The 21,112-nt window shown below is 39.3% G+C and carries 20 protein-coding genes; 17 read left to right on the top strand and 3 right to left on the bottom strand.

Features of this window, described 5'->3' with window-relative positions; genetic code table 11:
• Positions 1-31 precede the first annotated feature (31 nt).
• The gene (locus tag GHI45_RS04615) at positions 32-208 is read right to left on the bottom strand and encodes a hypothetical protein (protein ID WP_153497405.1); all 177 of its coding nucleotides are present in this window, start codon (positions 206-208) and stop codon (positions 32-34) included.
• A 64-nt stretch (positions 209-272) separates the two neighbouring features.
• Positions 273-1,532 carry a tyrosine--tRNA ligase gene (gene tyrS / locus GHI45_RS04610; RefSeq protein ID WP_147779752.1) on the bottom strand — a complete coding sequence of 420 codons (1,260 nt, stop codon included), beginning with the start codon at positions 1,530-1,532 and terminating at the stop codon, positions 273-275.
• Between the two features lie 240 nt (positions 1,533-1,772).
• Between tyrS and GHI45_RS04605 the strand changes: the two genes are divergently transcribed.
• A complete protein-coding gene (locus GHI45_RS04605) occupies positions 1,773-4,220 on the top strand; it encodes a transglycosylase domain-containing protein (RefSeq protein ID WP_147779753.1) in 2,448 nt (815 codons plus the stop codon).
• 33 nt (positions 4,221-4,253) lie between these two features.
• Here the strand turns inward: GHI45_RS04605 and pepA are convergent, their stop codons facing one another.
• Positions 4,254-5,321, bottom strand: a complete 1,068-nt coding sequence (gene pepA, locus GHI45_RS04600; protein WP_147779754.1) for a glutamyl aminopeptidase — start codon at positions 5,319-5,321, stop codon at positions 4,254-4,256.
• Between the two features lie 268 nt (positions 5,322-5,589).
• On the opposite strand from pepA, the gene GHI45_RS04595 reads away from it, so the two are divergent.
• From GHI45_RS04595 to GHI45_RS04520, 16 genes are all read left to right on the top strand, one after another.
• Complete coding sequence (locus tag GHI45_RS04595) at positions 5,590-5,898, top strand: hypothetical protein (protein WP_147779755.1); 309 nt, start codon at positions 5,590-5,592, stop codon at positions 5,896-5,898.
• Positions 5,895-6,212, top strand: coding sequence for a thioredoxin family protein (locus GHI45_RS04590; protein WP_147779756.1), 318 nt, complete (start codon positions 5,895-5,897; stop codon positions 6,210-6,212). The genes GHI45_RS04595 and GHI45_RS04590 overlap by 4 nt, the downstream gene beginning before the upstream one ends.
• The gene (gene arr / locus GHI45_RS04585; protein WP_147779757.1) at positions 6,213-6,617 is read left to right on the top strand and encodes an NAD(+)--rifampin ADP-ribosyltransferase; all 405 of its coding nucleotides are present in this window, start codon (positions 6,213-6,215) and stop codon (positions 6,615-6,617) included.
• 43 nt (positions 6,618-6,660) lie between these two features.
• Positions 6,661-7,284 (top strand): YtpR family tRNA-binding protein, encoded by a 624-nt coding sequence (gene ytpR, locus GHI45_RS04580; RefSeq protein WP_147779758.1) that lies wholly within the window; start codon positions 6,661-6,663, stop codon positions 7,282-7,284.
• 211 nt (positions 7,285-7,495) lie between these two features.
• Positions 7,496-8,833, top strand: coding sequence for a H2O-forming NADH oxidase (gene nox / locus GHI45_RS04575; protein ID WP_147779759.1), 1,338 nt, complete (start codon positions 7,496-7,498; stop codon positions 8,831-8,833).
• 101 nt (positions 8,834-8,934) lie between these two features.
• On the top strand, positions 8,935-9,324 hold the full coding sequence (locus GHI45_RS04570) for a single-stranded DNA-binding protein (protein WP_147779760.1): 390 nt from the start codon (positions 8,935-8,937) through the stop codon (positions 9,322-9,324).
• Positions 9,325-9,479: 155 nt separating this feature from the next.
• The gene (gene groES / locus GHI45_RS04565; RefSeq protein ID WP_147779761.1) at positions 9,480-9,764 is read left to right on the top strand and encodes a co-chaperone GroES; all 285 of its coding nucleotides are present in this window, start codon (positions 9,480-9,482) and stop codon (positions 9,762-9,764) included.
• A gap of 94 nt (positions 9,765-9,858) precedes the next feature.
• The gene (gene groL / locus GHI45_RS04560) at positions 9,859-11,481 is read left to right on the top strand and encodes a chaperonin GroEL (protein WP_147779762.1); all 1,623 of its coding nucleotides are present in this window, start codon (positions 9,859-9,861) and stop codon (positions 11,479-11,481) included.
• Between the two features lie 232 nt (positions 11,482-11,713).
• Positions 11,714-12,343, top strand: coding sequence for a uracil phosphoribosyltransferase (gene upp, locus GHI45_RS04555; RefSeq protein ID WP_147779763.1), 630 nt, complete (start codon positions 11,714-11,716; stop codon positions 12,341-12,343).
• A 115-nt stretch (positions 12,344-12,458) separates the two neighbouring features.
• Complete coding sequence (locus GHI45_RS04550) at positions 12,459-13,496, top strand: LCP family protein (RefSeq protein WP_147779764.1); 1,038 nt, start codon at positions 12,459-12,461, stop codon at positions 13,494-13,496.
• Between the two features lie 192 nt (positions 13,497-13,688).
• Positions 13,689-14,300 carry a nitroreductase family protein gene (locus GHI45_RS04545; RefSeq protein WP_147779765.1) on the top strand — a complete coding sequence of 204 codons (612 nt, stop codon included), beginning with the start codon at positions 13,689-13,691 and terminating at the stop codon, positions 14,298-14,300.
• A 118-nt stretch (positions 14,301-14,418) separates the two neighbouring features.
• Positions 14,419-15,768, top strand: a complete 1,350-nt coding sequence (locus GHI45_RS04540; RefSeq protein ID WP_370450746.1) for an Nramp family divalent metal transporter — start codon at positions 14,419-14,421, stop codon at positions 15,766-15,768.
• A gap of 30 nt (positions 15,769-15,798) precedes the next feature.
• Positions 15,799-16,116: an ATP cone domain-containing protein gene (locus tag GHI45_RS04535; protein ID WP_147779767.1), complete on the top strand. Its 318-nt coding sequence runs from the start codon at positions 15,799-15,801 to the stop codon at positions 16,114-16,116.
• A gap of 459 nt (positions 16,117-16,575) precedes the next feature.
• Complete coding sequence (thrS, locus tag GHI45_RS04530; protein WP_147779768.1) at positions 16,576-18,516, top strand: threonine--tRNA ligase; 1,941 nt, start codon at positions 16,576-16,578, stop codon at positions 18,514-18,516.
• A gap of 121 nt (positions 18,517-18,637) precedes the next feature.
• Positions 18,638-19,291 (top strand): trimeric intracellular cation channel family protein, encoded by a 654-nt coding sequence (locus GHI45_RS11560; protein ID WP_255514325.1) that lies wholly within the window; start codon positions 18,638-18,640, stop codon positions 19,289-19,291.
• A 104-nt stretch (positions 19,292-19,395) separates the two neighbouring features.
• Positions 19,396-20,739, top strand: coding sequence for an MATE family efflux transporter (locus GHI45_RS04520; RefSeq protein ID WP_147779769.1), 1,344 nt, complete (start codon positions 19,396-19,398; stop codon positions 20,737-20,739).
• The last annotated feature ends 373 nt before the right edge of the window (positions 20,740-21,112 follow it).

Genomic DNA, 21,112 nt, shown 5'->3' with positions numbered 1-21,112 from the left:
AAAAGAGCAAGTTCAAACTTGCTCTGTAATCTTAGTGATGACGTTTTTCTTTAATTATTTTAATTCCACCTTCAAGAGGTAAAATTCCACCTTTTTGAATTTTTATTCCAGCTTTAATGGATTTTATTTTCAAATGTGCATGAAAGTTAAAAGGGATAGCGGCAGCTGTAAAAACCAAACCTGCCAAAACAACTGTTGATTTTTTCATTGTTTCTCCTTATATGTTCAAAATGAATTTTTAAACCTGTGACTTCTTAGTGAGTCTTGCTACTTTAAAAAGTTAAAACGAAATTTTTCTTTTTACCTTTACGAATAACCGTAAGGGCCTTATCAATTTTATCTTGGTCAGAAAGGACAAATTCTAAATCTTGAACGCGTTCGCCGTTGATGTAAATCGCACCATTGGTGATGTCTTCGCGTGCTTGGCGTTTTGATTTTTCAATTCCTGATGAGATAAGCAACTCAACCAGATTTAAGTTTTCGGAAGCCGAGACAGCATAGTGAGGCATTGATTTCATCCCTGACAAGATGTCTTTGGCAGACAATTCTTTCAGATTTCCACCGCCAAACAAGATGTCCGTGATATGAACGGCGTGTTCGTATGCTTCCTTGCCATGAACCAATGTTACAACTTCACGAGCCAATTCTTTTTGAGCCAAACGTTCGTGTGGTGCAGCTTCAAATTTGACACGAATTTCTTCGATTTGGTCTAATGTCAAGAATGTGAAAATTTTCAGCATCTTGATGGCATCGTCATCATTGACATTGAGCCAAAATTGGTACATTTCAAATGGGGAAGTCTTGTCTGCATCGAGCCAAATGGCATTTCCTTCAGATTTTCCGAATTTCTTACCTGTCGAATCAGTAATCAAAGGTAAAGTGATGACATGGCCTGTTTTATCAGATTTGCGACGGAGCAATTCTGTACCAGCAGTCATGTTGCCCCATTGGTCAGAACCACCCAGTTGCAAGGTCACATTGTGAAGTTTGTTGAGTTCGTAGAAGTCATAACCTTGCATGATTTGATATGCAAATTCAGTATATGAAATCCCTGTTTCAATCCGGCGTTTAACAGATTCTTTGCTCATCATGTAATTGATGGTGAAGTATTTACCGACATCACGTAAAAAGTCGATGAAGGTCATGTTTTCAAACCAATTATAATTGTTGGTCATTTCGGCTTTGTTGTCGCCATTTTCAAAATCAAGAAAACGTTCCAGTTGCGCACGGATTTTTCCAGACCATTCGTTGACTGTATCTTTTGTTTGTAATGAACGTTCAGCATCTTTAAAAGAAGGGTCACCAATCAAACCAGTTGCACCACCAACGAGCGCATAAGGTTTATGACCAGCCATTTGCAGACGTTTCATGGTTAAAATCAAAACTAAATTTCCGAGGTGAAGACTATCCGCTGTTGGATCGTAGCCCACGTAATAGGAAACCATCTCCTCCGTCAGCGCCTTGCGTAGCGCATCTTCGTCAGTCGTTTGGAAAACCAAACCACGTGCTTTAAGTTCGTCAAAAATGTTCATGTGAAAATCCTTTCTATAAGATGTGAGCAATTAAACTCAGTTTCTTTTCGTTTTCTTGCCTCAATAAATCTTGTCAGAGCTGACAGAAAGCAAGCTATTGTTTATTATATCAAAAAAATGAAAAAGTATGCGAAATGACAGGACTTTTAGGCAATAAAATAGAAGAAGTATAAGTGTCAATACTTATTCTTTTTGGCCGATTGATTGACATTGCTTGTAATTCAATAGTATAATAGGGGCATGAAAAAAGATCATAATCAATCTCAAGAACAAAGACGTCAGAGATTGCAGAAAAAAGTGCAAGACAAGCGGGAAAATTCTTCAGATGTTAGAAGGAGCGAAAAGAAAGAAGGCGTAAAAAATGGTCTCTCAACGACCTTTACGGTTGCACGTGGCTTAATCGTCATCTTTGGTATTATTCTAGTCGTGGGCGGTACATTTGGTGCCGCTGCAGGAGTAGGTTATTTCGCTCGCTTGGTCGAAAAAACGAGTGCCCCAAACAAAACTGAAATTCTCGCCTCAATCAATGATATTCATGGCGTTTCTACATTAAAGTATAGTAATGGACAAAGCATTTCTGATATTTCGAGTGATTTAATTCGGGTCAATGTGGCTAGTGCAGCCATTTCTAAAAATGTAAAAAATGCTTTGATTGCCACAGAAGATGATACCTTTGAAACTAATAGTGGTGTCGTACCTAAAGCGGTTATTCGTGGGATCATTGGTTCAATCGGTGGCGGAACAAGTTCAGGTGGATCAACGCTGACACAACAACTTATCAAGCAACAAATTTTGGGCGATAGTGTAACTTTCCAACGTAAAGCCAGTGAAATTGTTTACGCTCAAGCATTAACAACTTACTTGACTAAAGATGAAATTTTGACGGATTATCTCAATGTTTCGCCTTTTGGGAGAAATAATAAAGGACAAAACATTGCAGGTGTTGAAGCAGCAGCACAAGGGATTTTTGGAAAATCTGCGAAAGATTTAACGATTCCAGAAGCTGCCTTTATCGCAGGTTTACCACAAAGTCCAATTGTTTATTCGCCTTATGCTTCTGATGGTTCGTTGAAATCAAAAGCCAATCTGTCATACGGTCTTCAACGTCAAAAAGATGTGCTTTTCAATATGTATCGTAATGGCTATATTTCTCAAGCTGATTATAAAAAGTATCTGGCTTACGACATTTCAAAAGAATTTTTGCAGCCAGCAGCAGCATCAGCCAAAAGCCATGGCTATCTTTATAACATTGTTTACAATGAAGCTGTCACAGAAATTTACAATTATCTGGTCAAAAGAGACAAGGTCTCTGAAACGGATTTAGGAAATGACTCAACCAAGCAAAGCTACATGGATTTGGCGCAACAAAGTTTGCAAAATAATGGTTACACTGTTACTACAACCATCAACCAAAATGTCTATAACGCCATGCAGGATGCAGCGGCAAATTATGGCTCATATCTGCAAGATGGAACTGGCCTAGTCCAAGCAGGTAATGTATTGATGAATAACAGCACTGGTGCGGTGCTTGGTTTTGTCGGTGGAATTAGTGGAACTTCTGAGTTCAACAGAGCCTTCCAAGCCAATCGTTCGCCAGGTTCATCGATTAAACCTCTAATTGCTTATGGGCCTGCCATTGATAAAGGATTGATGGGCTCAGCTACCGTCTTGTCGAACTATCCAGCTAAATATTCAAGTGGACAAGATATTGAACACGTTGGTTCAAAAGGGACAGCCATGTTGAGCTTTACAGATGCCTTAGATGTTTCATACAATATTCCAGCCTATTGGACATATAAGGAACTTGCCAAAGATGGTGAAGGTGCGAAACCTTATATGACCAAGATGGGTTATGACATTTCTGATTATGGAATTGAATCTCTACCACTTGGTGGTGGTGTAGATCCAACAGTGGTTCAACATACAAATGGCTATGCAACCATGGCAAATGGCGGTAAATATGTTCCTTATTACATCATTCAAAGCATCACAGATGATAAAGGAAATGTGATTTACCAACATCAAAATCCAACGCCTGTTCAAGTTTATTCAGAAGCAACATCAACCATTATGGAAAGTATGTTGCAAGGCGTTGTTAAAGCACAGAAAACAAGCAAATTCTATTCCGACTTACAAGCATTGAACCCAACACTTGCCACTAATGTTCAGTGGGCTGGTAAAACAGGGACGACGGATAATTATACTGACGTCTGGCTTATGCTTTCAACACCAACGGTAACACTTGGTAGCTGGGCGGGACACGACGATAACAGTGCCATGAGTTCAAACTCAGGATATACCAATAATGCAGCCTATGTGTCCAATCTGGTCAATGCAATCAATGCAGCTGATCCGACTGTTTTCGGTAGTGGTCAGAAATTTAAAGATCCAAATACAGATCCAAATGTAACCAAGTCAACCGTTCTCGAATCCACAGGTGAAAAACCAGGAAAAGTAAACGGAAAAGACGTGACAGGTAAAACAGTGACAAGCTTCTGGGCAACTAAAGCAGGAGCACCAACCACAACATACAAATTTGCTATCGGTGGTTCAGATGCCAATTATGTTGACGCATGGAATAAGATTTTACCAGGTGTAGCGACAGCGAGTGCAACGACAAGCAGTTCATCATCAACATCGAGTTCGTCGTCATCCTCTTCGTCAACTTCGGCATCATCATCAAATTAAAAAAAGAAATTCGAAAGAATTTCTTTTTTTGCTTTAATAATTTTTAATTTCAGCGACTGTTGCTTTATCGAGGCGAGTTGCGATACTGCGAACATAGTTTTGGGCATTTGTGAAATCGTCAAGACTGAAAATGGTTTGGTGACTGTGGATATAGCGCGCGCAAACACCAATCGTTGTGGATGGAACACCGCCATTAGACAAATGCGCTGCACCAGCATCGGTGCCACCTTTTGCCATATAGGCTTGGGTTTTAATTTTGTTTTGTTCAGCTGTTTCGATTAGGAATTTTTTCATTCCTGGAAGCATGATGTGGCCGGGGTCAAAGTAACGCATGGTTACACCAGCTCCGAGAATGCCGTTGTCATCGCCAAAAGTATCTGATGCAGGAGAGCAGTCAATGGCAAAGAAAAGGTCTGGGTTGAACTTGGTTGTGGATACTTTGGCACCACGAAGACCAACTTCTTCTTGGATATTGGCTCCAATGATCAAAGTTGCAGGAAGTTCTTTTCCCTTTAAAAACTCAAGTAATTCAAGTACCATAAGGCAACCGTAACGGTTATCCCAAGCTTTGCTCATGACATTTTTTCCATTGGCTGTCAAAATGGCCTCTGTCTCAGGAATGACAACATCACCTTGACGAATTCCGAAACTTTCAGCCTCAGCTTTATCGGTAAAACCGCCGTCAAACACAAGGTCAGAAATAGCAGGTAAACTTGGTGCTGCACCTGTTCCACGGAGAAGGTGTGGTGGCAGACCACCTGTTACAACAGGAATTTTTTTCCCTTCTTGAGTAAACAAGGTGAAGCGTTGTGCTGAAACAACAAGTGGGTTCCAGCCGCCTAGAGCGACAACGCGGAAGGTTCCGTCCGCTTTAATTGAACTGACCATGAAACCAACTTCGTCCATGTGTGAAGCGAACATGACACGAGGTGCATTTTCAACCTTGCTTTTAAGGGTAACAAAAATTCCACCAAGTCCGTCAAATTCAGGTTCGTAGCCAAGTTCAATCATGCGTTTTTTCATGAATTCACGAACAGGGCCTTCAAATCCAGACGTTGCTTGGATTTCGGTAATTTCTTTAACTTTGTCAAAAAGTGACATTTTTTCTCCTTTGTCAATGGTCTGTAAAATCGAAATTTCGTTTTGCGATTTAAGACAGTGATTATGGGTTCTATTATAGCAAGATTTGTGTTAAAATTTCAATATAGAGTGAATGCTCCAGAAAAGAAAGAATTGTGGACAAGACTAACTTTAAAATCTTTAGGATTTTATTCGTAAGTCTCTAGTTGACTGTTCTTTGTGTGATTAGCGAAATGCAAACTATTTTTTAGTTCGTGCAGCATAGAAAGAAATGTGGTAAAATTTCAGTATGAACAAAGTTTTGAAATTAGGCTTAGGTTTGTTTGCCGCAGCTGGTGCGGCACATGGCGTCTATCATGGCTATCAAGATTTGGTAGATGTGATGCGGGAAAATTTGACAGTGACCATTCGGGAACATTTTTCAGATGAGCAAATTTTAGCCCTTTGGCTATTTGAAGATCCGAAGGAAGCTGCGCTTTTCGACGCTGGTCTTATCGTCAAATCAGCAACGGATTCTGTCAGCGCTGACAGAGCCATTTCGCTTGAGATTGATGCCAAAACACTTGAAATAAAAATAATAAGTGAGGAACTCGTATGATTATCCCTGAAAATGTTGAACAACTTGCATCGCTTGTCAAAGCTGACGGCAAACGTGTTTATTTCTTTACAGCCGGTTGGTGTGGTGACTGTAATTTCATCAAACCAAAAATGCCAGAAATTGAAGCAGAAAATCAAGAATTTGAATTTGTTGAAGTTGACCGAGACGAATTCGTTGACGTTGCTATCGAATGGGGAATTATGGGAATTCCAAGTTTCGTTGTCATTGAAGACGGAAAAGAAACAGCACGTTTAGTCAACAAACTGCGTAAGACAAAAGAAGAAGTCAATAACTTCTTGACAAGCGCAAAATAAATGCAGCCTTTATTAGATGAAGGTCCCTTTTATCATGGAACAAAAGCAGAACTTGCGGTTGGCGACATGCTGACGGCAGGTTTTCGTTCGAATTATAAACCGGAACTTTTGATGAAGCATATTTATTTTACGGCTTTGAAAGATGGTGCTGGTTTAGCAGCAGAGCTTGCGAGTGGTCAAGGTCAGCCTCACGTTTATCAGGTTGAGCCGACGGGAGCATTTGAAAATGACCCCAATGTGACCGATAAAAAATTCCCTGGTAATCCAACCCGTTCATATCGCTCAAGGCACCCGTTACGCATTCTTGCGGAAGTGACAGATTTTAAGCGCTTGAGCCCTGAAGAACTTGCGATTTGGCAAGAAAAATTAAACCGTAAAAAGCCACACGGTCAAATCATAAATTAATTAATAAAGTCAGTAAGACAATAAAATTGGAGCAAAATACAAAATGATAGCAATTTATAACACACATGTAGGCGATGTCCTCATGCTCATCATCGCTGATGACCACGCTCAAAAAGTAAATTACGAACGCAATGGAAAAGTTGCGCGTGTCTTTCTTGAAGCAACAGGCGAAACAGTAGCTTGGAATATTTTTGAAGCAAAATCAATCTTGTCAGAGCTGACAGGTGATGGTCAAGTGAAACTTTCATCAGAAGCAGTGGTGACATTGAATAATGAATTGAAAAAAGCTGGATTTGACGAAAGTTTGGTAGATGACAAGCAACCAAAATTTGTTGTGGCAGAAATACTTGAAATGGAAGACCATCCAGACAGCGACCATTTGCATATCTGCAAGGTCAACGTTGGTTTCCTTGACCCCGTTCAAATCGTTTGTGGCGCACCCAATGCAGCTGTTGGATTGAAAACAGTTGCTGCACTTCCTGGAGCAATGATGCCTAACGGCGCTTTGATTTTCCCAGGTGAATTGCGTGGTGTAGCAAGTTTTGGTATGTTATGTTCAGCGCGTGAATTGGCTTTGCCAAATGCACCACAAGTTCGTGGTATTATCGAACTGTCAAGTTCATTAACTGCAGGAGCAGCTTTCGATTCTGCAAGTATGTGGGAATAATAAGAAAATAAGGCTTAATTTAAAGCCTTTTTTTATCGGTTATTGTGAAGTTTGTGAATTCACAAACTTCACAAGCGTTTTCATAAAAGTTTGTGAATGAGTGTGGTAAACTTGATTTTGTAAGTGATTTTACAAACTAAGTCGACTAGTTTTTTAGAATAAGCTTACATAAAAAAATGGAAGATATTCCCAAAAATAAGGAGAAATCCCAATGAAAATCGTTATTCTCGGTACGAACCATGCTGGTATCGCCGCTGCAAATACATTACTCGATCACTATCAAGGCAATGAAATTGTCATGATTGACCGCAATAGCAATATGAGCTATCTTGGCTGTGGAACAGCGATTTGGGTAGGACGTCAAATCGAAAAACCTGACGAACTTTTTTACTCAAATCCAGCTGCCTTTGAAGCTAAGGGTGCAAAAATTATGACTGAAACAGAAGTTTCAGAAATCGACTTTAAGAAAAAACTTGTTTTTGCTACAAATAAAGCAGGTGAAAAAATCACAGAATCTTATGATAAACTTGTCCTTGCGACAGGTTCTCGTCCAATCATTCCAAACATTCCTGGTAAAGATTTGGATGGCATTCATTTCTTGAAATTATTCCAAGAAGGTCAAGCAGTAGATGCTGAACTTGCTAAAGACGAAGTGAAACGCGTTGCCGTTATCGGAGCGGGTTACATCGGTACAGAAATTGCCGAAGCTGCACGTCGTCGTGGTAAAGAAGTCCTGTTGTTTGATGCGGCTGATACTTCACTTGCTTCATATTATGATGAAACATTTGCTAAAGACATGGACGAAAATCTTGCAGCTCATGGCATTGACCTTCATTTTGGAGAACTTGCGACAGCATTTAACGGAGAAAATGGACGCATTAGTCAATTAGTAACAGATAAAGCAACTTACGATGTTGACATGCTGATTAACTGTATCGGATTTACTGCCAATAGTGCATTGGCGGCTGACCATTTGGACACTTTCCGCAATGGTGCAATTTTGGTTGACGAACATCAACAATCAAGCGACCCAGATGTGTATGCAGTTGGAGATGTGGCAACGATTTACTCAAATGTCCTTCAAGAAAGAACTTACATTGCCTTGGCTTCAAATGCTGTTCGCACAGGAATTGTTGCTGGTCATAACATTGGCGGCACGAAGCTTGCTTCACCAGGTGTTCAAGGTTCAAACGGTATTTCTATTTTTGGTTTCAATATGGCATCAACAGGTCTTTCAGAAAAAGCAGCTGAAAAAGCAGGACTTGATGTTGCAGTTACAGATTTTGCAGATTTGCAAAAAGCTTGGTTCTTGCATGAGGATAATGAACAAGTTAAAATCCGTATCGTTTATGAAAAAGAAAGTCGTCGCATTGTTGGCGCTCAACTTTCAAGTCGTAGCGAAATTATCGCGGGAAACATCAATATGTTTAGCCTTGCGGTACAAGACAAACTGACGGTTGAACAATTATCATTACTTGATTTGTTCTTCTTGCCACATTTCAACAGCCCATATAACTATATGACGATGGCTGCACTCAAAGCTGAATAAATAAATGAAAACTCGCAAGTCGCGAGTTTTTTTGTTACAAGTCCTAAAACTTTACGTATAGAAAAATGAACCACAATCAAAGATAAAGTGAAGGAGAAAAAATGAACAAAGCGTTGTTAATTGGAAGATTGGTGGCCCAGCCTGAACTTAATAAAACGGCAAACGATAAGGCTTATGTGCGGGGGACTTTGGCGGTCAATCGCAGGTTTAAAAACGAAGCTGGTCAGCGTGAGGCAGATTTTATCAGTTTGATTATTTGGGGGAAAACGGCAGAAAATTTTGCTTCCTATGCCAAAAAAGGAAGTTTGTTGAGTATCGAAGCCGAAATTCGCACTCGAAAATTTGTGGATCAGAAAAATCAAACCCGCTATGTGACGGAGCTTTTAGTTTTGGCTTATCATTTGCTTGAAAGTCGTGCAACACTGTCCAAACGAGAGAACAGTCAGCAAACGGAAGCCTTTATTTTGGAAGGAGAAGAACTTCCCTTTTAAAATAAGCCAAAATAACTTCGCTCAGCGGAGTTTTTTTCTTGACTATTTTTGACCTTCGCGATAAAATAAAAAGTATAGATTAGCACTCTAAAAGAAAGAGTGCTAAATCTCAAATAATAAATTTACAAACTGTACAAAAGAGGAGGAAATTTCAAATGTTAAAACCATTAGAAGACCGTGTTGTCTTGCGTGTCAAACAAGAAGAAGAAAAAACAATCGGTGGGATTGTCTTGGCGTCCGCTGCTCAAGAAAAACCACAAACAGCAGAAGTTGTTGCGGTTGGTCCAGGGAAGACAAACAATCATGGGAATCGTGTGGAACCAACAGTTCAAGTTGGGGACATTGTTATTTTTGAAAAATTCGCTGGCACAGGCGTTAAAATCGACGGCGAAGAACTTTTGATTATTAAAGAATCTGACTTGCTTGCCATTGTAGAATAAGCAAATTGTCTTGCTTAAGCTTAAGGCTGTCAGTACTGACAGTTGGCTATGATAAAAAGAAAAGTATTAAAAAATAATGTAAAAGGAATGTAAAATGAGTAAAGAAATTAAATTTTCATCAGATGCACGCACTTCAATGATGCGTGGGATTGATATTTTAGCAGATACTGTAAAAACAACACTTGGCCCAAAAGGACGCAATGTCGTTCTTGAAAAAGCTTATGGTTCACCTTTGATTACTAATGACGGGGTAACGATTGCTAAAGAAATTGAACTTGAAGACCACTTTGAAAATATGGGAGCAAAATTAGTTGCTGAAGTTGCTTCAAAAACCAATGATGTTGCGGGGGATGGAACAACAACTGCTACTGTTTTGACACAAGCAATCGTGCGTGAAGGTCTTAAAAACGTAACTGCTGGTGCTAACCCTGTTGGTATTCGTCGCGGAATCGAATTGGCATCTCAAACAGCTGTGGCTGCGCTCGCAGAATTGTCAATTCCTGTTTCTGGGAAAGAAGCAATTGCACAAGTTGCAACTGTATCTTCTCGTTCAGAAAAAGTAGGCCAATATATTTCTGATGCAATGGAAAAAGTTGGTTCTGACGGTGTGATTACGATTGAAGAATCAAAAGGCATGCAAACCGAACTTGAAGTTGTTGAAGGAATGCAGTTTGACCGTGGTTACTTGTCACAATATATGGTAACTGACAATGAAAAAATGGTCGCAAATCTTGATAATCCATACATTCTCATCACTGACAAGAAAATTTCTAATATCCAAGAAATTTTGCCATTGCTTGAAGAAATTTTGAAATCAAATCGTCCACTTTTAATCGTTGCTGATGATGTTGACGGCGAAGCATTGCCTACACTTGTTTTGAATAAAATCCGCGGTACATTTAATGTAGTTGCGGTCAAAGCTCCTGGATTTGGTGACCGTAGAAAAGCGCAACTTGAAGATTTGGCAATTTTGACTGGCGGAACTGTCATTACTGACGAACTTGGTTTGGATTTGAAAGATGCAACCATTGCAGCACTTGGACAAGCAAGCAAAGTTTCTGTCGATAAAGAACATACAACGATCGTTGAAGGTGCTGGCTCTGCTGACGCTATCGCTAATCGTGTGGCAATCATCAAGGCACAAATCGAAAAAACAACTTCTGATTTTGACCGTGAAAAATTGCAAGAACGTTTGGCAAAACTTTCAGGTGGCGTTGCCGTTGTGAAAGTTGGTGCTGCGACAGAAACAGAACTCAAAGCCATGAAATTGTTGATCGAAGATGCACTCAATGCAACGCGTGCAGCAGTCGAAGAAGGTATCGTTTCAGGTGGTGGAACTGCTTTGGTCAATGTTATTGCTGATCTTGATAAACTTGAAGAAGAAGGTGACGTTCAAACAGGAATCAATATTGTCCGTCGTGCTTTAGAAGAACCAGTCCGTCAAATCGTTGCCAATGCTGGATTTGAAGGTTCTGTCATCATTGACAAACTTAAAACAGCTGATAAAGGTGTTGGTTTCAATGCGGCAACTGGCGAATGGGTTAATATGATTGAAACAGGAATTGTTGACCCTGCTAAAGTTACACGTTCTGCCCTTCAAAATGCAGCCTCTGTTGCAAGCCTCATTTTGACAACAGAAGCCGTTGTTGCCAATAAACCAGAACCTGTTGCAGCAGCTGCACCAATGGACCCATCAATGATGGGCGGCATGATGTAATTTAAGTTTAAATTAAGAAAAGTTTCTTATTATATATTTATTGTCTCCAACAATTAGAGAATTATAAAATGAAAAGCACCTCATACGTGCTTTTTTTATTTTTTTCAAAAACAAATGAATGAAATGAGAAAAATTGGTATAAAAATGGTAAAATAAGGAGATATAAAAAAGAAAAATCGATTGAAGCTCGCGATAAGCTCTCATTTAGATTTTTATAAATTCGGAGGAACACATGTCAAAATTTCAAGTTGTTGAACATCCATTAATCCAACACAAACTTTCAATCTTACGCCGCAAAGAAACTTCTTCAAAAGAATTTCGTGAACTTGTCGATGAAATCGGAATGCTCATGGCTTATGAAGTCTCTCGTGACCTTCCGCTTGAAGATGTAGAAATCGACACACCAGTCGCTCACATGACTGCACAACGCCTTGCTGGTAAAAAATTGGCGATTGTGCCAATCCTTCGTGCTGGTATCGGTATGGTTGACGGAATTTACAAATTAATTCCAGCTGCCCGTGTGGGTCATATCGGGATGTACCGTGATGAAGAAACATTGAAACCAGTTGAATACTTGGTTAAAATGCCAACTGATATTGCTGAACGTCAAGTTTTCCTGGTAGATCCAATGCTTGCAACAGGTGGTTCTGCAATTTTGGGTGTTGACGTTCTCAAAAAACGTGGCGTTAAGAACATCAAATTTGTCTGCCTCGTTGCAGCTCCAGAAGGGGTTAAAGCTTTCCAAGAAGCTCACCCAGATGTTGATATGTACGCAGCAGCACTTGATGACCACCTCAATGAACAAGGCTATATCATTCCAGGTCTTGGCGACGCTGGTGACCGTTTGTTTGGTACAAAATAATAAAGATGAAAAACTGTCAGAAATGACAGCTTTTTTTATTCATCTATCTGGCGAGAGTTGACAATTTTTGACGTAAGTTATAGAATACTTATAGGGAGTAAAATCGGGAGTTGTCATGAAAAATAAAGCCTCAAAGTCGGAAAAATCGACACCGCCACAAGATAGAATTACAAAAAGTTGGCCAATGAAATCAACCCTAGCGAGTTTGGGATTGTTTGTTTTTGTCCTCGTTATCGGTTTTTTACTCTATACAAATTTGGAAGCCGGCTTTAATGGGCCAGTGGTCAAAACGAAAGAAAAAACGCTTTTGATTATCCCAGATGTGGGCCATCTCTCAGCGGAGTCTTTCAGCCCAGCACTCTCAACCAATGGTGCCCATAATATCCTTTTTATCAGCACAAATGGTATCAAAAATGATACGCTAACGACAGGCGCAATTATGATTTTACAGTTTGACAGTTCGACAAATCAGCAGCCTCATATTTTATCCATTATGCCAAATAGTTTAGTTGATATTAGTGGTATTTCAGGCCGTGATCCGCTTGGTGAAGCCTTTTTATTGGGAGAGAAAAATCATCAAGGTGCAAAGAAACTGGCTGAGACAATCCAATCCAATTTTGGTATCAGCAGCTATTATTATGTGCTGACACAAAATTCATCGATTTCTCAAGAGATTGACAATGTCTTTCCAGACGGACTTCAACTTGATTTTCCGAGTCCAGTCAAAGTGAGTAATGGCAAGCAAACTTTTTCGTTTTCTACGGGAACGCACCAACTTTCTGGCGAAGCTTTAGCCGCTTACATGAAAGCTGATGCAGTGACGACCAGTAGTTCCCTGTTGACCCAAGTCAACCGTCAGCAAGAAGTTCTGTCAGCACTGATAGAGCAACTTCAAAAGCAAAATTCAGTCCAAAAAAATAGTTCCAAAACGATGGAGACCTTGCTCAGTTTTACCTCAAATAATTTAACCGCCGATTTTTCAAGCCAGCTTTTGACTGAACTTTTAGCAAGTTCAAATGTAAAAGTCAAAACGCTGATTGCACCCGTCAGCGCTGACACGAAGCTGGTTACTTCAAAGACCAGCTTACAAAATCTGCAAATCACGAATGAAAAAGACAATCGTCAACGGATTGCTGATTTCTTGAATCAATAAAATGAAAGCCTTGTTTATATCAAAGATAAGGCAATGAAAATCCATAACCTGTCAGCTTTGACAGGTTATTCTAATCATGATATTAAAAAAATAAAATTTTTTAGTACAAAATTGTTTACATGTGTAAATTTTTGTGTTAAGATTACATATGTAAACAAAATAAATAATTAATAAATGAAAAAGGGGAATCACATGTCATTCTTAAAATCACTTGAAAACCGTCGTTCAATTTATGCACTCGGTAAAAATGTTGCTGATGGAGAAAAAGCAATCGAAGCAATCAAAGAAGCAGTACGTCTTTCACCATCTGCATTCAACTCACAAACAAGCCGCGTTCTTTTTGTAACTGCTGACGCTCAAGAAAAACTTTGGGGCGAAATCGTTCCAGATGCTGTTCACGCTTCAATGCAAGCTCAAGGTGTTCCAGAAGAAGCATTTGCAGGAACAAAAGCTAAACTTGATGGTTTCAAAGCTGCATACGGAACTGCCCTTTTCTTCGAAGACCAAGATGTTGTTAAAGATCTTCAAGAACAATTTGCCCTTTACGCTGATAACTTCCCAGTTTGGTCAGAACAAGCAACAGGTATCGTATCTGTCAACGCTTGGGTAGCACTTGCTGAACTTGGTCTTGGCGCTAACCTTCAACACTACAACCCATTGATTGATGCTGAAGTTGCTAAAACATTCAACATTCCAGCAAACTGGAAACTCCGTGGACAACTTGTATTCGGTTCAGTTGAAGAAGGTGCTGGCGACAGAAAACCAATGATCGAAGATGACGCACGTTTCATCTCTGCTAAATAATAGATAAATAATAATAATTACCCTAAAAAAACGGTGCCTCGGCGTCGTTTTTTGTACTGTAAAAGTAGAAAACAATGCCATATTTCGCGTTTTTTTTCTTTTCTGTTATAATAAATTTATAGTGAAAAATAAAAAATTTATAACAAAAACAAATTCAGTGAGTCTGGAGGAAATCAACTCAACGATTGAGGTTCCTGACAAAGGAAATTTTTGGAAGTATTTATTGACTTTTTCAGGACCAGGGGCACTTGTGGCCGTTGGTTATATGGATCCAGGGAACTGGGTCACGTCAATTGGAGGTGGTGCCCAATACGGATATCTCCTCTTGTCAGTTATCTTGCTCTCAAGTTTGATTGCCATGCTGCTTCAGTATATGGCGGCCAAGTTAGGCATTGTGACTGGTATGGATTTAGCGCAAGCTACCCGTCAACATACGGGCAAAAAAACGGGAATTATTCTCTGGATTTTTGCTGAACTCGCCATTATGGCGACAGACGTTGCCGAAGTTATTGGGTCGGCGATTGCCTTAAATCTGCTTTTTGGCATTCCTTTGCTTTACGGGATTGTCTTGACCATCGTTGATGTTTTCTTGCTTCTTTTTCTTATGAAACTCGGCTTTCGTAAGATTGAAGCAATCGTCGTTACCTTAATTCTAGTGATTATTGTCATTTTTGGTTATCAAGTCTTTCTTGCACAGCCAAACATGGCCTCTGTGCTAGAAGGTTTTATTCCAAAACGCCAAGTGTTTAACCCTGGACAGTTAACAATGGCTTTGGGAATCATTGGTGCGACGGTGATGCCACATAATTTGTATCTGCATTCTTCAATCGCACAAACCCGCAAATTTGACCGAACAGATGAGAAAAAAGTGGCACAAGCATTAAAATTTACGGCTTGGGATTCTAATATTCAACTGACCGCAGCCTTCTTTGTCAACTGTCTGTTACTGATTCTTGGGGCGGCCCTCTTTTTTGGAAAGGCAGAGCAGGTAGGGACATTTACTTCCCTTTACGATGCCCTTCAAAATAGTAACATTGCAGGAAGCATTGCAAGTCCTGTTTTGTCTGTCTTATTTGCTGTTGCGCTTCTAGCTAGCGGACAAAATTCGACCATTACAGGAACTTTGACCGGTCAGGTGATTATGGAAGGTTTCATTCATTTGCGTATTCCAGTTTGGGCAAGACGCTTGATTACTCGACTTTTATCGATTATTCCAGTCTTTCTCTTAGCTCTTTTTCTTGGAAGTGATGAAAAAACACTGGATATGCTGCTGATTGATAGTCAAGTTTTTCTGAGCATGGCTTTGCCACTCTCAATGATTCCGCTGGTTGTTTTTACCAGCTCTAAAAAAATAATGGGAAATTTTAAGAACAGTAAACCAATCATGATTTTAGGTATAATATCAGCGGTTGTTTTGACAGGACTTAATATTTATCTTATTATTCAAGTGTTCCAAGACATTTTATAAAATCCAAATTAGAAAATAAAAGGAGAAGATATGCAAGCAAAATTACTTAATAAAGTTGTCATCAAACGTAACGGACACGTTGTGGACTGGGATTCGTTTCGCATTCAAACCGCTGTATTCAAAGCAGCGATTTATGGGAAATATGCAGACAAGCCCCTTCATGCCAATATGATTGCCAACAATGTGACAAAGATTGTTGAAAAAATGATTTCAGAACTTCCTTTTGAAAAAATCGAAATTGAAACCATTCAAAATCAAGTGGTTAAACAACTCAACGACTTTGATAAAACCGTTGCAAAAGATTTCTTGGAATATAAAACCAAGCAAAATATCAATCAACGTCATTAAAATTAGAAAGCTCTTTGAGCTTTTTAATTTTTTTCTCATACTTACGAAAAAAGAATACTCTGACTTGACAAATAAGGCTTTAGAGCATACAATATAAGCAGAGACAAGTTTTTGAACAAAAAATTGTAGAGAGCAGATGGATGGTGAAAATCTGTATTTGGAAGTCAAAAATACCACTCGCAAAAATGACAGAGGTCATCTTATAAATTCTTTTTGGAAATAACAAAAAGCGTCGCTGACACGTTACGTCAAAGATGAGAAGCTAGCATTTTCAAATTTATTGGAAATGGTCAGTTCTTACAGTTTTTGTAAGCTCTGACAAGGCTAAATGAAGGTGGTAACACGCATTTGCGTCCTTTTCCGAGGACGAGATGCGTTTTTTTTGTTACTTTCGTTCTCAAAAAAACGTCTGTCAGTACTGACAGCATTAAAAATGAATCAGAAGAAAGGCTAAAAACAATGATTAAAATTACATTCCCAGACGGCAACGTTAAAGAATTTGAGTCAGGCGTAACAACTTTTGAAATCGCCAAATCAATTTCTCCAAGCCTTGCCAAAAAAACACTCGCCGGCAAAATCAATGGTAAATTGATTGATGCAACACGCAAAATCGAAGCAGATGCTGACTTTGAAATCATCACACCAGACCATGAAGATGCACTTGGCATTCTTCGTCACTCTGCAGCTCACTTATTTGCGCAAGCTGCACGCCGCCATTTCCCAAATATTCATCTTGGTGTCGGCCCAGCAATCCGCGATGGTTTCTACTATGATACTGATAATGCCGAAGGTCAAATCACAAACGAAGATTTGGTGAAAATCGAAGCTGAAATGAAGAAAATCGTCAAAGAAAACTTCAAATCAGAACGTAAAGAAGTCTCTAAAGCAGAAGTTAAAGAAATTTTCGCCAATGACCCTTACAAAATGGAACTCATTGAAGAACACAACGAAGATGAAGGTGGCCTTACAATTTACACACAAGGCGAATATACTGACCTTTGCCGTGGGCCACATGTCCCATCTACTGGTGTCATTAAATTCTTCCATTTGCTCAATGTTGCAGGTGCTTACTGGCGTGGAAATTCTGACAATGCCATGATGCAACGTATTTACGGAACTGCTTGGTTCACTAAAGAAGATTTGGAAGAAAATCTCAAAATGCGTGAAGAAGCAAAAGAACGTGACCACCGTAAACTCGGTCGCGAACTGAACTTGTTCTTCAATGATGCTGAACTTGGCGCAGGTACTGCATACTGGCTTCCAGACGGTGCAACAATTCGTCGTGTCATTCAACGTTATGTTGAAGACCAAGAAGTTAAAAATGGCTATCTTCACGTTATTACACCAACAATGATGAACTTGAACACTTACAAACGTTCAGGTCACTGGCAACATTACCATGAAGACATGTTCCCACCAATGGACATGGGCGACAATGAATCAATGGAACTCCGTCCAATGAACTGCCCAAGTCACATTGCTATCTATCAACATGATGTTCATTCATATCGTGAATTGCCAATTCGTATTGCAGAATTCGGTATGATGCACCGTTACGAAAAATCAGGTGCCTTGTCAGGACTTCAACGAGTGCGTGAAATGACTTTGAATGACGGTCATACATTTGTTACGCTTGACCAAGTCCAAGAAGAATTTGGTAAAATCCTTCAATTGATTATGGACATGTACCGCGATTTCGGTATTGACGACTATAGCTTCCGTTTGTCATACCGCGATCCTGCTGATACTGTTAAATATTTCCCAGATGATGAAATGTGGGAAAAATCTCAAGCCATGCTTAAAGCAACAATGGATGACATGAAGCTTGACTATGTTGAAGCTGAAGGTGAAGCTGCATTCTACGGTCCAAAACTTGACATTCAAGTACGTACTGCACTTGGCAATGAAGAAACTTTGTCAACCATTCAACTTGACTTCCTCAATCCTGAAAACTTTGACATTAACTACATTGGTGCAGATGGCGAAAAACACCGTCCAGTCATGATTCACCGTGGTGTGATTTCAACATTGGAACGTTTCATTGCTTACCTCATCGAAGTGTACAAAGGTGCCTTCCCAACATGGCTTGCTCCAACTCAAGCAACCATTATCCCAGTTAACAACGAAATCCATGCCGATTACGCTTGGGAAATCAAAAAACTTCTGGCTGACAAAGGATTCCGTGTTGTTGTTGATGAAGCAAATGAAAAAATGGGCTGGAAGATTCGTCAATCACAAACCAACAAAATCCCATACCAAATTGTCATTGGTGACAAAGAAATGGCTGATCACACAGTAAATATCCGTCGTTACGGATCAACTGAAACATCAGTTGTCCCACTTGACGAATTTGTATCAATCATCACAGCAGATGTTGACAACATGAGCCGTTCAAAATAAGAAAGTAAAAGAACTCGAAAGAGTTCTTTTTGATACAAAAAATGAAGCGTTTTTTATGCGGCTTATTTTTAAAAATAAGGTATAATGAATGAGGAGAATTTGTAAAAAATAGGAGAGACAAGTGATTAGTACGATTTATGAATTTTTAGAAATTATTGGAACGGTTGCTTTTGCAGTGTCCGGAACAGTTGTCGGAATGAACCACCGACTAGATGTTTTTGGGATTGTATCAATGGCTGTTGTGACAGCTGTTGGTGGGGGGATTATCCGTGATTTATTTATTGGCGTTATTCCACCAAGTACCTTGCAATCTCCCTTTTATATCACTGTGTCAATCATTGCGTCAGTACTGACAATGATTATCGCAGTAGCGACCAAAAAAAGAAGAGCGTCGCTTAGCCGACTCAAAATTACTCAATTTTATAATTTTGTTTTGATTCTTTCAGATGCGATTGGATTGGGGATTTTCACGATTGTAGGGATTGATAGTGGCATTGCTAAAGGCTACGAGCACAACCTGTTTCTAATTGTCTTCTTGGGCGTGGTTACTGGAGTTGGTGGTGGTATGATTCGTGACTTGTTTGCCAATCAAGTGCCTATGATTTTCCGCGAAAATATTTATGCAGTGTCCTGTATTATCGGGGGCGTGATTTATGCCCTTTTGTTGCCTTATCTCAATCATTATTTGACCATGCTGATCTGTATTATCTGCATCGTTACGATTCGCCTGGTCTCAGAAAAACAAAAACTTAACCTCCCACATATCGAATATTAAAAAAGAGAACACAAGATCGCTTGTGTTTTTTGTTGACATCAATAGAATATAAGCGTAAATTATAAGCTATCAACTTCTGCAAATCAGCAGCAAAAGAGGTTTATATGAAAGAACATTTTTGGAAAACAGTAGCAGCGATTGCACTTCCAGTTGCTATCCAAGGTTTGCTTTATACGTTACTCAACATACTTGATCAAATCATGGTTGCCCAAAAAGGAAACGCAGCCGTCGTTGCAGTTGGCCTTGCATCAAAAGATTTCGGCATTCTAAACTTTTCGTTGATGGGATTGACAGGTGGGCTTGCGATATTATCTGCTCAACTGATTGGAAATCATAAAGAAGAAAAAATTGCTAAAATACAAGGACTAACGCTATTTTCAGGTTTGCTTTTAACTGTCATTTTCATGATGATTTCGCTGGTATTTCCAGCTTGGAATATGCGTTTATTCACAGCTGATCCAACCGTTATCCAACTCGGCATTCAATATCATCGGGCGATTGCCTTAGGCTATCTTCCCGTATTGATTACCATGGTTTATTCTACTGTTTTACGAAATGCCAAAATCGTCAAACTTCCAATGTATGCAGGCATGGGAGCAGTGCTGCTGAATGCATTACTCAATTATCTTTTGATTTTTGGCAAATTGGGAATGCCAGCTTTAGGTATATTTGGTTCTGGACTTGCAACGACAATCGCTCAATATGTAGAATGTATCCTTCTATTAGCGGTTATTTTTAGAAAAAAACTGGTTGGTTCCTATCATTTCAAATCACTCATCGGTTTTACCAAATACGACGCAGACATTAAGTTGTTTTGGGTTCTGACTTTACCGATGTTGATTGAAGAGCTGAGTTTTATTCTTGCAGATACAGTTGATAATTCCATTTACGGTTTTATGGGAACAAAACAAACCGTTGCAGTAACGATTATGGGACCAGTCCAAGGCTTGATTATCAGTTTTTTTGGTGGTTTTGCCACGGCTGCTTCTGTGCTGATTGGCAACCATCTAGGGAGAAATGAAAACCAAGAAGCATACCAAGCAGCAAAGAAAATATTAGTTGTAGGAAGTTTGTTGCCGCTCATTGTGGGCATCTTGTATCTGTCCGTAAATAGTTGGTATCTCGGACTTTATCATTTGCCTGCCTATTCATATCAGTTAAGTCAAATCCTAATGTTCGTTATGGTACTTATGCTCCCCTTTAAAGTGAGTAATATGATTATAACGACAGGAATCTTGTCAGCAGGCGGCGAAACAAAGTTTGTCCTTTATCAATCCATATTTGGCTCGTGGGTTTTCGCAATACCGTTGGGTTTACTGACAGCTTTTGTTTTTAAACTTCCAATATATTGGGTCTTTCTCGCTATATCCTTTGAAGAAATCGTTAGACTAGGCCTTTGCATATGGAAAATGACAACAAAAACATGGCTAAATAATTTAATCGAATAAAATAGAACATCTCTGTAGAAGAAAGAGAAGCCAATAAAATAAGGGAAAATAAGTACAAGATGAAAAAAAGTTAAAAAAGCGTAGCTGATTCTTGACAAGGAAGCAGATGTTTGATATACTAATATAGTTGTCTCGTAAGGGAATACCGAACGAGGAAACGAAAAGCAATTACATCGCGTACTTAATTCTTGACAAAAGGATTGAGGAGTGATATAATATAAAAGTTGCGTCGGTGAGGCGCGACACGCTAGACCATTGAAAACTGAATAAAGTAGAATAACTCATGTAAAGCAAGGACAGCTTTCAAAAAAACCAACCTGTCAAAAGAATAAATTTTGAGACAAAAAACAAAGCCAAGTTTAAATGAACAAGG

The organism is Lactococcus sp. dk101 (assembly GCF_009601055.1).
GTDB lineage: Bacteria > Bacillota > Bacilli > Lactobacillales > Streptococcaceae > Lactococcus.
This window is presented reverse-complemented; position numbering and strand designations above follow the sequence as displayed.

Bases quoted from the DNA above. Each gene is read 5' to 3' on its own strand.
- GHI45_RS04615 (WP_153497405.1), bottom strand. From the start codon at position 208: ATGAAAAAATCAACAGTTGTTTTGGCAGGTTTGGTTTTTACAGCTGCC.
- tyrS (WP_147779752.1), bottom strand. From the start codon at position 1,532: ATGAACATTTTTGACGAACTTAAAGCACGTGGTTTGGTTTTCCAAACG.
- GHI45_RS04605 (WP_147779753.1), top strand. From the start codon at position 1,773: ATGAAAAAAGATCATAATCAATCTCAAGAACAAAGACGTCAGAGATTG.
- pepA (WP_147779754.1), bottom strand. From the start codon at position 5,321: ATGTCACTTTTTGACAAAGTTAAAGAAATTACCGAAATCCAAGCAACG.
- GHI45_RS04595 (WP_147779755.1), top strand. From the start codon at position 5,590: ATGAACAAAGTTTTGAAATTAGGCTTAGGTTTGTTTGCCGCAGCTGGT.
- GHI45_RS04590 (WP_147779756.1), top strand. From the start codon at position 5,895: ATGATTATCCCTGAAAATGTTGAACAACTTGCATCGCTTGTCAAAGCT.
- arr (WP_147779757.1), top strand. From the start codon at position 6,213: ATGCAGCCTTTATTAGATGAAGGTCCCTTTTATCATGGAACAAAAGCA.
- ytpR (WP_147779758.1), top strand. From the start codon at position 6,661: ATGATAGCAATTTATAACACACATGTAGGCGATGTCCTCATGCTCATC.
- nox (WP_147779759.1), top strand. From the start codon at position 7,496: ATGAAAATCGTTATTCTCGGTACGAACCATGCTGGTATCGCCGCTGCA.
- GHI45_RS04570 (WP_147779760.1), top strand. From the start codon at position 8,935: ATGAACAAAGCGTTGTTAATTGGAAGATTGGTGGCCCAGCCTGAACTT.
- groES (WP_147779761.1), top strand. From the start codon at position 9,480: ATGTTAAAACCATTAGAAGACCGTGTTGTCTTGCGTGTCAAACAAGAA.
- groL (WP_147779762.1), top strand. From the start codon at position 9,859: ATGAGTAAAGAAATTAAATTTTCATCAGATGCACGCACTTCAATGATG.
- upp (WP_147779763.1), top strand. From the start codon at position 11,714: ATGTCAAAATTTCAAGTTGTTGAACATCCATTAATCCAACACAAACTT.
- GHI45_RS04550 (WP_147779764.1), top strand. From the start codon at position 12,459: ATGAAAAATAAAGCCTCAAAGTCGGAAAAATCGACACCGCCACAAGAT.
- GHI45_RS04545 (WP_147779765.1), top strand. From the start codon at position 13,689: ATGTCATTCTTAAAATCACTTGAAAACCGTCGTTCAATTTATGCACTC.
- GHI45_RS04535 (WP_147779767.1), top strand. From the start codon at position 15,799: ATGCAAGCAAAATTACTTAATAAAGTTGTCATCAAACGTAACGGACAC.
- thrS (WP_147779768.1), top strand. From the start codon at position 16,576: ATGATTAAAATTACATTCCCAGACGGCAACGTTAAAGAATTTGAGTCA.
- GHI45_RS04520 (WP_147779769.1), top strand. From the start codon at position 19,396: ATGAAAGAACATTTTTGGAAAACAGTAGCAGCGATTGCACTTCCAGTT.